Genomic DNA, 12,856 nt, shown 5'->3' on the forward strand with positions numbered 1-12,856 from the left:
GAAAAGGAGACAGTTGGGTGGCACGCATCGGCGACGGTGGTGACCTGCTCAAGTGCTCGTTCTGCGGGAAGAGCCAGAAGCAGGTCAAGAAGCTCATCGCGGGTCCGGGCGTGTACATCTGCGACGAGTGCATCGATCTCTGTAACGAGATCATCGAGGAGGAGCTCTCCGAGACCTCCGACCTCAAGTGGGACAGCCTGCCCAAGCCCCGGGAGATCTACGAGTTCCTGGACTCCTATGTCATCGGGCAGGAGACGGCGAAGAAGGCGCTCTCGGTAGCGGTCTACAACCACTACAAGCGCGTCCAGTCCGGCGACAGCGGCCGGGACGACGCCGTCGAGCTGGGCAAGTCCAACATCCTGCTGCTCGGCCCCACCGGGTCGGGCAAGACGCTGCTCGCGCAGACGCTCGCCAGGCTCCTCAACGTCCCCTTCGCGATCGCGGACGCGACCGCGCTCACCGAGGCCGGCTATGTCGGCGAGGACGTCGAGAACATCCTGCTCAAGCTGATCCAGGCGGCCGACTACGACGTCAAGAAGGCCGAGACCGGGATCATCTACATCGACGAGGTCGACAAGATCGCCCGTAAGAGCGAGAACCCGTCGATCACCCGGGACGTCTCCGGAGAGGGCGTCCAGCAGGCGCTGCTGAAGATCCTGGAGGGCACCACCGCGAGCGTCCCGCCGCAGGGCGGCCGCAAGCACCCGCACCAGGAGTTCATCCAGATCGACACCACCAACGTGCTGTTCATCTGCGGTGGCGCCTTCGCCGGCCTGGAGAAGATCGTCGAGGCCCGGGTGGGCAAGCAGGGCATGGGCTTCGGCGCGGTGATCCGCTCCAAGTCCGACTACGACGACTCGACCAACCACCTGGCCGAGGTGATGCCCGAGGACCTGCTGAAGTTCGGCATGATCCCCGAGTTCATCGGCCGCCTCCCGGCCATCACCAGCGTGCACCATCTCGACCGCGAGGCCCTGATCAACATCCTCACGGTGCCGAAGAACGCGCTGGTCCGCCAGTACCAGCGGCTGTTCGAGCTGGACGGCGTCGATCTGGAGTTCACCGACGACGCCCTGGAGGCGATCGCCGACCAGGCCATCCTCCGCGGCACCGGCGCCCGCGGGCTGCGCGCCATCATGGAGGAGGTCCTGCTCTCCGTGATGTACGAGGTGCCGAGCCGTCAGGACGTGGCCCGCGTCGTCATCACCCGCGAGGCCGTCCTGGAGCACGTCAACCCGACCCTCGTACCGCGCGAGCGCACCAAGCGCGAGCCTCGCGAGAAGAGCGCCTAAGGGACGCCGTCGCGGTCGCGGGCGGTCTCGCCCAGGCCCGCCTCGCGGGCCAGGACGATCGCCTGCGCGCGGTCGGCCACATGCAGCTTCATGAAGATGTTGCTGACGTGGTTGCGGACGGTCTTCTGGCTGAGGAACAGCGCCGAGGCGATCTCCTGGTTGCTGCGGCCCTGCGCGATCAGCTCAAGCACCTCCCGTTCCCGCTCGGTGAGCTGCGGGAACGCGGTCTGCCTGCGGTCGGGCATCTCGGTGAAGTACGCCAGCACCCGGCGGGCGATCTCCGGACCGTAGATGGCCTCGCCCGCCGACACGGCCTTCACCGCGCGCGCGATCTCCTCGGCCCCCGACTCCTTGAGCAGATAGCCGCGCGCCCCGGCGCGCATGGCCGCGAACACCGAGTCGTCGTCGCGGAACATGGTCAGCACCAGCACCCCGATCCGGGGGCTGGTGCGCGTGATCGTCCGGGTGGCCTCGATGCCGTTGCCGCCCGGCATGTGCAGGTCCATCACCACCACGTCCGGCTGCAACTCGGCGGCGAGCCGCACCGCGTCCGGCCCGTTCTCGGCCTCGGCGACCACCTCCACGCCCAGCGCCTGCAACAGACCCTTGAGGCCCTGCCGGAACACCGGATGGTCGTCGGTGATGAGAACCCTGATGCCCTCGGCACTGGCTGTGTTCCCCGCCGACCTCCGGGGCGCCTTTTGGCGACGCCTTCCCTCCTCGCTCGTTCCTCGCTCGTCGGTCCAGGCGCCGCCGCGCCCCTGCGGTCCGCTCATGATGTGCTCCCCGCGGACCTCCGGGGCGCCTTTTGGCGCCCCGTGTTCGCCCCGACCAACCGACCCCGCCGACCGCCTCGGCCCTCCTCGCTCGTTCCTCGCTCGTCAGTCCAGGCGCCGCCGCGCCCCTGCGGTCCGCTCATGATGTGTTCCCCGCTCGCCCCGATTCGCCGCTGAATGCCCGATGGTAGTCCGGGACGGCGAGGGGGAGGCGGGCGGAGACGATGGTGCCGACGCCGGGCCGGGAGGTGACGGTGCAGGTGCCGCCGACCTCGGCGGCCCATTCGCGCATCCGGGCCAGGCCGCCGGTCGCGGGCGGGCCCGCGCCCCGTACCGGTTCGGGCAGGCCGACGCCCGAGTCGGCGATCATGATGTGCAGGTCCGCGTCCCGGGTCAGCAGCACCAGGGTGGTGCCGGCGCGGGAGTGCTTGCGGATGTTCTCCACCGCCTCCTCGACGATCCGGTACGCGGCGACCTCCACCGCGGCGGGCAGATGGCGGTGGTCGCCGTCGAAGCGGACGTCCACGCGGTCGCTACAGCCCTCGGCCAGCGACTCGATCGCCGCGGGCAGGCCCAGGTCGTCCAGGGCGGGCGGGCGCAGGCCGCGGGCCATCTCGCGGATCTCGCCGACGGTGGTGGCCAGCCGGTCGCGCAGGTCGGTCAGTACCGGCTCGATCCGTTCCGGCTCGCCGGCGAGGGTGAGGCGCGCGGTGTCCAGCGACATGGCGAGGCTGGCCAGGGTGGGGCCGAGCCCGTCGTGCAGGTCGTGCCGCAGGCGGCGGCGTTCCTCTTCGCGGGTGGCCAGGATGCGTTCGCGGGAGCGCTGGAGGTCCGAGGTGAGCCGGGCGAGCCGGGGGGCGTGCGCCATGTGCGCCACCGCCGCTCCGCAGGCGAACGCCACCGCCGCGCCGGCCGCGCCCGCGAGTACCGCTCGCATCCGGTCCTCCCTCGATGTCCCTTCATCGTCCCTTCATCCCATGCCCGGTCGGGGCGGTCGTACGGCGCGGTCGGGACGCCGCCGGTGTTCCCAGGCCGGTCGGGACGCCGCTGACCAGCGTCGCGTGTGGGGCGACCCGATGTCAGGTGACCGGAGTCCCGACCTTGGCGGGAACGGCCGACGGCCGGCCCCCGCAGGGACCGGCCGTCACGGGCGGGTGGAGAGCCCGCTCAGTCCTCCAGGTCCTTGCGCATCAGGCGCATGGCGGTCGCGACGGTGCCGTAGCTGTAGCTGCGGGACGTGCTCAGCGACCCCTCGGGCACCGGCATGATCGTCCCGAAGGTGTCCTTGGTGGCCCAGGCGCACAGGGCCGTGCTGTAGGTGCTGAGGGACGACTGCCGGTTGAGGACGGAGGCGCACACCGCCTCGCCGTCGCCGCCCGCGTCGGCCAGCGGGATGACGGCGGCCGTGACGTTGCTGCTGATCTCGGAGTTCACGGCGCTGCGGAACTCCCTGTAGAGGTCGCTCGGGTCGAAGTCGCCGTTGCCCCCGACGAACAGGTACTTGTCGGAGCCTGACTCGTAGACGGCCGAGTAGACGTCGTCGATCGCGTAGTCGGTGGCCCGCCGGATGATCGAGCGCTGCGAGTTGATCTGCGAGGAGATCCGGCTCTCGGTCGAGTAGTCCCTGGTGTAGCCGCCCGCGGTGGGCGGCGGTGTGCCGATGCTGTGGCTGTTGCCGGCGAGCACCACCACGACCACCACGACGAGCAGCACGAAGATCATGCCGATGCCGAGGATCAACCCGATGACCAGCCCCGCGCTCGACGAGCGGCGCGGCGGGGGCGGCGGATAGGGCACCGGGCCCGGGGCGCCGTAACCGTAGGGGCCCGGCGGCCCGCCGGGCGCGGGCGGGGGGTTCCAACCGCTCATCTCTTCCGTACTCCTTGTCGCCGCCGGACCGGAGGCGGCGCCTCCGGTCCGGCCTGTCCGATCCCCTGTGACGGATGTTTGGACGCATCCGACCGTCCGAGCGTTCTACTGCGCGGCGACCCGTAGAATCGGGCTCCGTGACAACGCCCAGCATTCAGCGCGGCCATGGGGCCGCCGAGGTCGAGCTGCCCACCCAGTACCAGCCTGCGGACGTCGAGAGCAGGCTCTACGAACGCTGGGTATCGGCTGGGCACTTCACCGCCGACCCTGGCCGGCGTCCGGACGCCCCCGCGTACTCCATCGTGATACCGCCTCCTAATGTGACAGGTTCGCTGCATATGGGCCATGCCCTGGACCATTCGATCCAGGACACGCTGGTCCGGCGGCGCCGCATGCAGGGGTACGAGGCGCTGTGGGTCCCCGGCATGGACCACGCGGGCATCGCCACCCAGAACGTGGTCGAGCGCGAGCTGGCCAAGGAGGGCCGTTCCCGGCATGACCTGGGCCGGGAGGCGTTCGTCGAGCGCGTCTGGCAGTGGAAGGCCGAGTCGGGCGGCGCGATCCTCGGCCAGATGCGGCGGCTGGGCGACAGCGTGGACTGGACGCGCGAGGCGTTCACGATGGACGACCGGCGCGCCCGCGCCGTCCGCACGATCTTCAAGCGGCTGTTCGACGACGGCCTGATCTACCGCGCCGAGCGGATCATCAACTGGTGCCCGCGCTGCCTGACGGCGCTGTCGGACATCGAGGTGGAGCACGCCGAGCGCGAGGGCGAGCTGGTCTCCATCAGGTACGGGTCGGGCGACACCGAGATCGTGGTGGCCACGACCCGGGCCGAGACGATGCTGGGCGACACCGGGGTGGCCGTCCACCCCGACGACGAGCGGTACAGGCACCTGGTCGGGCGCGAGGTCGAGCTGCCGCTGACCGGCCGGCGCATCCCCGTGGTGGCCGACGAGCTGGTCGACCCCGAGTTCGGCACCGGCGCCGTCAAGGTCACCCCGGCGCACGACCCCAACGACTTCGAGATCGGCCGCCGCCATGACCTGCCGGTCGAGGTGATCATGGACGAGCGCGGCGTGATCACCGCGTCCGGCCCGTTCGAGGGCCTGGACCGGTTCGAGGCGCGTCCCGCCGTGGTGGCGGCGCTGCGCCAGCAGGGCAGGATCGTCAAGGAGGTCCGCCCGTACGAGCACGCGGTCGGGCACTGCCAGCGCTGTTCCACGGTCGTCGAGCCGCGCGTGTCGCTCCAGTGGTTCGTCAAGGTGGGCCCGCTGGCCAAGGCGGCGGGCGACGCCGTCCGGGACGGGCGCGTCGCGATCCACCCGCCGGAGATGGCGGCCCGCTACTTCGAGTGGGTCGACAACATGCACGACTGGTGCATCAGCCGGCAGCTGTGGTGGGGGCACCGCATCCCGGTCTGGTACGGCCCGGACGGCGAGGTCGTGGCCTTCGGCCCGGACGAGGAGCCGCCCGAGGGCTGGACGCAGGACACCGACGTCCTCGACACGTGGTTCTCGTCCGCGCTCTGGCCGTTCTCGACCCTGGGCTGGCCCGACCGCACCGCCGACCTGGAGCGCTTCTACCCGACCTCGGTGCTGGTCACCGGGTACGACATCCTGTTCTTCTGGGTCGCCCGGATGATGATGTTCGGGCTGTACGCGATGGACGGCGCCGAGCCGTTCAAGGTCATCGCGCTGCACGGCATGGTGCGCGACGCCCACGGCAAGAAGATGTCCAAGTCGTTCGGCAACGTGGTCGACCCGCTGGACTGGATCGAGCGGTACGGCGCCGACGCCACCCGGTTCACGCTGCTGCGCGGCGCGAACCCGGGCGGCGACGTCCCGGTGGCGGACGAGTGGGCGCAGGGTTCGCGCAACTTCTGCAACAAGCTTTGGAACGCCACCAGATTCGCGCTGATGAACGGCGCGCACGTGCGCGGCGACCTGCCGCCCGCCGCCGAGCTGACCACCGTCGACAACTGGATCCTGTCGCGGCTCAACCGTGTGGTGGCCGAGGCGGACGCCCTGCTGGAGGGCTTCGACTTCGCCAAGGCGTGCGAGACGCTGTACCACTTCGCCTGGGACGAGGTGTGCGACTGGTACGTGGAGCTGGCCAAGGTCCAGTTGACCGATGAGCGGGCCGACAGGACCCGGCGGGTCCTGGGCGAGGTGCTCGACACGCTGCTGCGGCTGCTGCACCCGATGATCCCGTTCGTCACCGAGGAGCTGTGGACGTCGGTGACCGGCCGCGAGACGGTGGTGACGGCCGCGTGGCCGGTCGCCGACGCGGCGCGGCATGACGCGGCCGCCGAGGCCGAGGTGGAGTCGCTGCGGCGGCTGATCACCGAGATCCGGCGGTTCCGCAGCGACCAGGGGCTCAAGCCGGGGCAGCGGGTCGCCGCCGTCCTGGAGTTCGGCGCGTCGCCGCTGGCCGCGCACGAGGAGGGCATCCGTACCCTGCTGCGCCTCAACCAGCCGGGCGAGGCGTTCTCGGCGACGGCGTCCCTGCCGGTGGAGGGCGTGACGGTGCGGCTGGACACGGCCGGGGCGATCGACGTGGCGGCCGAGCGCAGGCGGCTGGAGAAGGACCTGGCCGCCGCCCGCAAGGACGCCGACCAGGCCCGGAGGAAGCTCGCCAACGAGGCGTTCCTGGCCAAGGCGCCCGAGGCGGTCGTGGCCAAGAACCGGGACCGGCTCGTCCAGGCGGAGGCCGATATCCGGCGCCTGGAGGCCCAGCTCGCCGCGCTGCCGTCCGGCTGAGCGCGGCGGCCCGTGGAGGAGAGGCTTCGCAAGCGCCATGACTGAATCGCTCCCCCGGCCGGATCTGCCGCCGGACGAGGACCTCGAGCTGGACGCGGACGGGGGAGCGGGGCGCCCGTTCATGCTGCCACCGGCGCCGCTGCCGGTGGCGCCCTGGTGGGCCAAGTCCACCCCGGACCCCACGCCGCCGGAGCACCTGCCCCTCGGGGACGCCCAGGACTACGCCCAAGGCGCCGCCCAGGACTACGGGCAGGGCTATGCCCAGGACTTTGCCCAGGGCATGGCACAGGAGGTCGTCCAGGGCGTGGTCCAGGACATCATCGAGACGGCCCCTCCGCCCCTGACCGCGCCCGCCCCGCCATTACCCCATGGGACGGGGCCGTTGCCCGTCCAGGCGCCGCCTGTGGACGTGCGCGTGGCGCCACCGCCCGCCCCCGCGCCACCGCCCGCCCCCGTTGAGCCCCGGCCACGGCGGCGGAGGCGGAAGGGCCTGTGGGCGGCGCTCGGTGTCGTGCTCCTCCTGGGCGTGGTCGCGGCGGCGGTCGTCGTCACCCTGCCCAGGCAAGAGCAGATCCCCGTGTACGAGGTCACCGCGGCCGGGACGGCGGGCGGCCTCCGCAAGGACGACGGCCTTCCCGAGGCCACCGCCGCCTACCCGTTCCTCATCGCGGCGGCCCGCGCGGGCGGCGTGGCGGAGGCCGTCACCGCTAAGGGCGCCTACCTCGACCCCGCGACGGGCGGGCCGGACGTCCTGTTCCTCGGCGGGAAGGCCGCCATCGGCGACCCCGCCGCCTTCTTACAGCGGGCACGTCCCAGCACGCTGCTCACCGCGGCGCCGACCGTCCCGGGCAAGGGAGGCGGGCAGGTCGCCTGCGGGACGTTCGCGGTGCTGTCGGCCACCCACCTCTACTGCGCGTGGGCGACGGCGAACTCCTTCGGCTTCATCGCGTCCAACGACCCGGCCGAGACCGCGCGGCCCGCCGGTCTGGCCGAGCTGACCGCCCGCATGCGGGCCGACCTGGAGAAGCGCACGAGCTGACGCCCCGGAGCGGTCGGGGAACGCGGGGTGCGTCCGGGACGGGGCAGGGCGCAAGTAGGCTGGCTGCGTGCCGGCATCCCGACTCAGCGACTACCAGAAGGTCATGGCCGCCATCGGCGCGCGCGGCGTCGAATGGAGCTTCGACCCCACCCTCGACCGCATCCGTGATCTCGTGGAGCTGCTGGGCGAGCCCCAGCGGGCCTACCCGGTGATCCATGTCGCGGGGACGAACGGCAAGACCAGCACCGCCCGGCTGATCGAGGCGCTGCTGCGCGAGCGGGGCCTGCGGACCGGCCTGTTCACCAGCCCGCACCTGACCACCATCAGGGAGCGGATCGCCATCGACGGGGAGCCGGTCGGCGAGGAGCGGTTCGTCCAAATCTACGAGGACGTGCTGCCCTACCTGGGGCTGGTCGACGACAAGCACGAGCCGCACCTGTCGTTCTTCGAGGTGCTGACGGGGATGGCGTTCGCGGCGTTCGCGGACGCGCCGGTGGACGTGGCGGTGGTGGAGACCGGGATGGGCGGCGCCTGGGACGCCACGAACGTGGCCGACGGCGCCGTGGCGGTGATCACGCCGATCGGCCTGGACCACACCGACTACCTGGGCGGGACGATCGAGGAGATCGCCGCGGAGAAGGCCGGGATCATCAAGCCGGGCGCGGTCGCGGTGCTGGCGCAGCAGCAGGTGCCCGCCGCCGAGGTGCTGCTGCGCCGGGTTGCCGAGGTCGGCGCGGTCGTGGCCCGCGAGGGCGTCGAGTTCGGCGTGCTGGGACGCGACGTGGCGGTGGGCGGCCAGCAGTTGCGGCTGAAGGGCCTGCACGGCGAGTACGACGAGATCTTCCTGCCGCTGTTCGGCGACCATCAGGCGAGCAACGCCGTGACCGCCCTGGCCGCTGTGGAGGCGTTCGCCGGCGGCGCCCCGACGCGGGGCGAGCCCAATCTGGAGGCGGCGACGCGCATCGCTCCGGGCGAGACGTACGCGGGCGGGGACGCCGGGCAGCTCGACCCGGCCCTGGTCCGCAGCGGGTTCGCCAAGTCGACCTCGCCGGGACGGCTGGAGGTGGTGCGCACCGGCCCGACCGTCCTGCTGGACGCGGCGCACAACCCGGAGGGGATGGCCGCGACCGTGCGGACGATCACCGAGTCGTTCGGTTTCACCCGGCTGGTGGGGGTGTTCGCGGGCGCCGCCGACAAGGACCTGGCGGGCGTCCTCGACCAGCTTGAGCCGGTGCTGGCCGAGCTGGTGGTGACCCGCAACTCCTCGTCCCGCTCGCTGCCGCCCGAGGAGCTGGCCGACCTGGCCGAGGGGATCTTCGGCCCGGAGCGCGTGCATCCGTCGCCGCGCCTGGACGACGCCATCGACCTGGCGATCGGCCTGGCCGAGGAGACCGGCGAGTACCGCGGCGCGGGCGTTCTGATCACCGGCTCGACGGTCACGGTGGGCGACGCCCGCATCCTGCTCCGTGTGGAGGGTTCCCGATGAGCGCGGCGAACGAGGCGGGTCCGATGAGCGCCGTCCGGCGGCTGTTCGCGACGATCCTGGCGTGCGAGGCGGTCGTGATCGGGCTCGCGATCCCGGTGGCGATCACCGTGGGCGGCGTGGACGCCGGGGCGGCCGGGCTGGTGTGCGGGGGCCTGGCGGTGCTGTGCCTGGTCATGGCGGGGATGCTGCGATTCCCCTGGGCGGTGGCCGCCGGGTCGGCGCTCCAGGCACTGATCATCGCGACCGGTTTCATGGTGCCGACCATGTTCTTCCTTGGCGCCCTTTTCGGCGCGCTTTGGGGGACGGTCATCTGGATGGGCCGCCGGACGGGGCGCGCGGGCGCGCGCTAAATTCGCGGGGACGGCTTCGCCATTCGCCCGCCGCGCAATCCGAAACGGTTATTTCGGGAAATTACCGTTGATTAAGTACAACGCGAACGGTGGGCGGCGACCTTCGGAAGGGGAGGGCCGTGTCCTACCGTTCCTTCATCGCCATGCCGGGAGCGGCGCTGCTGGCGCTGGCGGCCCCGCCGGCGGCCGCGCTGGTCGTTCCCGATCTGAGCGCGCAGGTCGTCGAGGGGGCGCGCGCCGACCTGGCGGCGGCGTCCGGCTTCGTCCGCGCCGCGGGGCTCACGCTCCCCGCCCTCGTGCTGACCGTCCCTCCCGCGGCGGTGATGGCGCGGCGCCTCCCGGCGCGGGCCGTGCTGGCGGCGGGCCTGCTCAGCCTGCTCGCCGGGCTCGCCTGCGTCCGGTACGCCGAGACCGTGCCGCTCATCGCAGCGGGACGGGTGTTGCAAGGCGTGGGAGCGGGGCTCGTCCTCCCTGCGACGGCCGTGCTGGTGTGGGCGATGCGCAGCAGGTTCCTCGTCGCGCTGTGGGCGGGGGCGCTGGGCGCGGGCCTGCTGGTGGCGATGCCCCTGGCCCTGTACGTGCTTCCCATGAGCGGTCACTGGCGTGTGGCGCTGGCCCCCTTCCCATGGCCCGCACTGGTGGCGCTAGCGGCGCTCGTGCCGTGCCTGGCCTGGCGTGGCGAGCCCCTGCCCGTACCGAAGCAGGCGGAACGCGGGCAGGTGATGCTGCCCATCGCCCCCGCCGCCGGTGTCGCGTTCCTGGCGGTGATGGCCACGCACCAGTGGTCGCCGGGCGCGCAACTGGTCGTGGCGTGCATCGCGCTGGTCGCGCTGTGCGGACCGGCCCTGGCGGCGGGACGGGACGCGGCGGCGGGCAGCCCGTTCCGCTGCGCGGTCGTGATGGTCGCCACCGGGCTCCTCACGTACCCGGTGACAGGGCCGCTGGCGGGCCTGGCCGCCGCCGAGGGCGCGGTGCCGCCCGTCCCGTTCGCGGCGTGCGGAGCGGCGGCGCTGGCCGGTGCGCTGCTCACCGTTCGGCTCCCCGAGCGTGCGGTGCACGGCACCGTCCTGGCCGGGCACACGCTCATCGTTGTAGCGGTGCTGACGGCACTGGCCGCACGCACCCCGGCCGAGCCCCGTCCGCTGACGGCGGTGCTCGTCCCCCTGGGCCTGGGCGTGGGGGTCGCGCTGGCCGCCTCGCTCCGGGACGCGGGCGCGGGCGCGGCGCTGTTCGGCCTCGGGCTGTGCTTCCCCGCCCTCCTGACAGGCCAGCTCCTCGTCCTCTCGCTCCAGGCGGGACGCTGGCAGCAGGCGCATGCGGCCACCCCTGCGCAGCAGGCACAGGCGCTGGCCGCCGGCTACCAGACGTGGCTGCTCACGGCCGCCGCGATCGCCCTCATGCTGGCGCTGCCGCCCGCCCTGGCGGCACGGCGCCACAGGGCCTCAACCCCGGCCAAGGCGCTGCCGGAGCCGGTCGCCGGGTAAGCTTCGCGGCGCACCCGGCAGGCCCCTGGTGAGGGGTGCGGGTCCATCGTTCAAGAACCTTTCGTCGTTCACGAGCCTTCCAAGGAGAACCACCGGTGTCCGAGCGCACTCTTGTCCTGGTCAAGCCCGACGGCGTCCGCCGCGGTGTCGTCGGCGACGTCATCTCGCGGATCGAGCGCAAGGGGCTGAGGCTCGTGGCGCTGGAGCTGCGCACGCTGACGCGCGAGACCGCCGAGACCCACTACGGCGAGCACGCCGGCAAGCCGTTCTTCGGCGAGCTGGTGGAGTTCATCACCGGCGGCCCCCTGGTGGCGATGGTCGTCGAGGGGCCCCGCGCGATCGAGGCGTTCCGCGCGCTGGCCGGAGCGACCGACCCGGTCAAGGCCACCCCCGGCACCATCCGCGGCGACCACGCGCTGGAGATCGGCGAGAACATCGTGCACGGCTCCGACTCTCCCGACTCCGCCGCCCGCGAGATCAAGCTGTTCTTCCCCGAACTGGCCTGACCGCGCCCCGACGCCGAACGGCGCACGATCACCGGGCACGATCACCGGGCACGATCACCATGACACGCGGGCCGGATCATCCGGCCCGCGTCGCGTTTCACCGAAAAGTCAGCCGTCGGGCACCGGCTTTTTAGCCGACGCGCGGCCTGGGGGTGCCTGCCCTGCCCGGCTTCGTCGCGTTACGATGGGGACGCCGCTCTGCACGCCCGTCAAGCATGAAGGGCTCCCTTTTTTCATGGGTAACAAGTTGTCGTTTCTCGGCCGTGACATGGCGGTCGACCTGGGCACCGCCAACACGCTGGTCTATGTGCGCGGGCGCGGCATCGTCCTCAACGAGCCCTCGGTCGTGGCGATCAACACCAACACCGGGAAGATCGTCGCGGTCGGCATCGAGGCGAAGCGGATGATCGGCCGCACCCCGGGCAACATCGTCGCCGTGCGTCCCCTCAAGGACGGGGTCATCGCGGACTTCGACGTGACCGAGCGGATGCTGCGCTACTTCATCCAGAAGGTGCACAAGAGACGCCACTTCGCCAAACCCAGGATCGTGGTCGCGGTGCCGAGCGGCATCACCGGCGTCGAGCAGCGCGCCGTCAAGGAGGCCGGCTACCAGGCCGGCGCCCGCCGCGTCTACATCATCGAGGAGCCCATGGCCGCCGCGATCGGCGCCGGTCTCCCGGTGTACGAGCCGACCGGCAACATGGTCGTCGACATCGGCGGCGGCACGACCGAGGTCGCGATCATCTCGCTGGGCGGCATCGTCACCAGCCAGTCGGTCCGGGTCGGCGGCGACGAGCTCGACCAGGCCGTCATCTCGTTCTCCAAGAAGGAGTACTCCCTCATGCTGGGGGAACGCACCGCCGAGGAGATCAAGATGGCGATCGGTTCGGCGTTCCCCGCCGAGAAGGAGGAGCCGCACGCGGAGATCCGGGGCCGCGACCTGGTCAGCGGGCTGCCCAAGACGGTGGTGATCTCCGCCGAGGAGGTGCGGCGGGCGATCGAGGAGCCGGTGAACTCGATCGTGGACGCGGTCAAGACCACTCTCGACAAGTGCCCGCCCGAGCTGTCCGGCGACATCATGGACCGCGGGATCGCGCTGACCGGCGGCGGGGCGCTGCTGCGCAACCTGGACGAGCGGCTGCGCGAGGAGACCGGAATGCCGATCCATCTGGTCGACAACCCGCTGGACTCGGTGGTCCTCGGCACCGGCAAGTGCGTGGAGGACTTCGAGTCGCTACGGCAGGTGCTCGTCCCCGAGCCCCGCCACTGACGGACTGACGCGGCCCGGCCGT

At 72.0% G+C, this 12,856-nt stretch carries 11 protein-coding genes; 8 read left to right on the plus strand and 3 right to left on the minus strand.

Annotation, left to right across the window (positions count from 1 at the left end; all coding sequences use genetic code 11):
- Positions 1-17: 17 nt before the first annotated feature.
- Positions 18-1,292, plus strand: a complete 1,275-nt coding sequence (gene clpX / locus QSK21_RS25535) for an ATP-dependent Clp protease ATP-binding subunit ClpX (RefSeq protein ID WP_285699494.1) — start codon at positions 18-20, stop codon at positions 1,290-1,292.
- On the opposite strand, the gene QSK21_RS25540 is transcribed toward clpX, so the two are convergent.
- The 3 genes from QSK21_RS25540 to QSK21_RS25550 all read right to left on the minus strand — a co-directional run bounded on the left by QSK21_RS25540 (position 1,289) and on the right by QSK21_RS25550 (position 3,937).
- Positions 1,289-2,068: a response regulator transcription factor gene (locus QSK21_RS25540; protein ID WP_285699523.1), complete on the minus strand. Its 780-nt coding sequence runs from the start codon at positions 2,066-2,068 to the stop codon at positions 1,289-1,291. The two genes, clpX and QSK21_RS25540, sit on opposite strands and share 4 nt — an antisense overlap.
- Before the next feature lie 139 nt (positions 2,069-2,207).
- Positions 2,208-3,005 (minus strand): sensor histidine kinase, encoded by a 798-nt coding sequence (locus tag QSK21_RS25545; RefSeq protein WP_285699524.1) that lies wholly within the window; start codon positions 3,003-3,005, stop codon positions 2,208-2,210.
- 230 nt (positions 3,006-3,235) lie between these two features.
- Positions 3,236-3,937, minus strand: coding sequence for a hypothetical protein (locus QSK21_RS25550; protein ID WP_285699526.1), 702 nt, complete (start codon positions 3,935-3,937; stop codon positions 3,236-3,238).
- Positions 3,938-4,074: 137 nt separating this feature from the next.
- On the opposite strand from QSK21_RS25550, the gene QSK21_RS25555 reads away from it, so the two are divergent.
- From QSK21_RS25555 to QSK21_RS25585, 7 genes are all read left to right on the plus strand, one after another.
- Positions 4,075-6,699, plus strand: coding sequence for a valine--tRNA ligase (locus QSK21_RS25555; protein ID WP_285699527.1), 2,625 nt, complete (start codon positions 4,075-4,077; stop codon positions 6,697-6,699).
- 37 nt (positions 6,700-6,736) lie between these two features.
- Positions 6,737-7,738, plus strand: coding sequence for a hypothetical protein (locus QSK21_RS25560; RefSeq protein ID WP_285699528.1), 1,002 nt, complete (start codon positions 6,737-6,739; stop codon positions 7,736-7,738).
- Between the two features lie 103 nt (positions 7,739-7,841).
- Complete coding sequence (locus QSK21_RS25565) at positions 7,842-9,224, plus strand: bifunctional folylpolyglutamate synthase/dihydrofolate synthase (protein WP_285699600.1); 1,383 nt, start codon at positions 7,842-7,844, stop codon at positions 9,222-9,224.
- Positions 9,221-9,574: a DUF4233 domain-containing protein gene (locus QSK21_RS25570; protein ID WP_285699529.1), complete on the plus strand. Its 354-nt coding sequence runs from the start codon at positions 9,221-9,223 to the stop codon at positions 9,572-9,574. The genes QSK21_RS25565 and QSK21_RS25570 overlap by 4 nt, the downstream gene beginning before the upstream one ends.
- Positions 9,575-9,693: 119 nt before the next feature.
- The gene (locus QSK21_RS25575; RefSeq protein WP_285699530.1) at positions 9,694-11,058 is read left to right on the plus strand and encodes a hypothetical protein; all 1,365 of its coding nucleotides are present in this window, start codon (positions 9,694-9,696) and stop codon (positions 11,056-11,058) included.
- 95 nt (positions 11,059-11,153) lie between these two features.
- On the plus strand, positions 11,154-11,564 hold the full coding sequence (gene ndk, locus QSK21_RS25580; RefSeq protein WP_285699531.1) for a nucleoside-diphosphate kinase: 411 nt from the start codon (positions 11,154-11,156) through the stop codon (positions 11,562-11,564).
- 235 nt (positions 11,565-11,799) lie between these two features.
- Positions 11,800-12,834 carry a rod shape-determining protein gene (locus tag QSK21_RS25585; protein ID WP_285699552.1) on the plus strand — a complete coding sequence of 345 codons (1,035 nt, stop codon included), beginning with the start codon at positions 11,800-11,802 and terminating at the stop codon, positions 12,832-12,834.
- Positions 12,835-12,856 lie beyond the last annotated feature (22 nt).

The sequence above is a fragment of the Actinomadura sp. NBRC 104412 genome (genome assembly GCF_030269515.1).
Taxonomy (GTDB): domain Bacteria; phylum Actinomycetota; class Actinomycetes; order Streptosporangiales; family Streptosporangiaceae; genus Spirillospora.

Coding starts and splice junctions, on each gene's coding strand:
- QSK21_RS25540 (WP_285699523.1), bottom strand. CDS start 2,068: ATGAGCGGACCGCAGGGGCGCGGCGGCGCCTGGACCGACGAGCGAGGA.
- QSK21_RS25545 (WP_285699524.1), bottom strand. CDS start 3,005: ATGCGAGCGGTACTCGCGGGCGCGGCCGGCGCGGCGGTGGCGTTCGCC.
- QSK21_RS25550 (WP_285699526.1), bottom strand. CDS start 3,937: ATGAGCGGTTGGAACCCCCCGCCCGCGCCCGGCGGGCCGCCGGGCCCC.
- QSK21_RS25560 (WP_285699528.1), top strand. CDS start 6,737: ATGACTGAATCGCTCCCCCGGCCGGATCTGCCGCCGGACGAGGACCTC.
- QSK21_RS25565 (WP_285699600.1), top strand. CDS start 7,842: ATGGCCGCCATCGGCGCGCGCGGCGTCGAATGGAGCTTCGACCCCACC.
- QSK21_RS25570 (WP_285699529.1), top strand. CDS start 9,221: ATGAGCGCGGCGAACGAGGCGGGTCCGATGAGCGCCGTCCGGCGGCTG.
- QSK21_RS25585 (WP_285699552.1), top strand. CDS start 11,800: ATGGGTAACAAGTTGTCGTTTCTCGGCCGTGACATGGCGGTCGACCTG.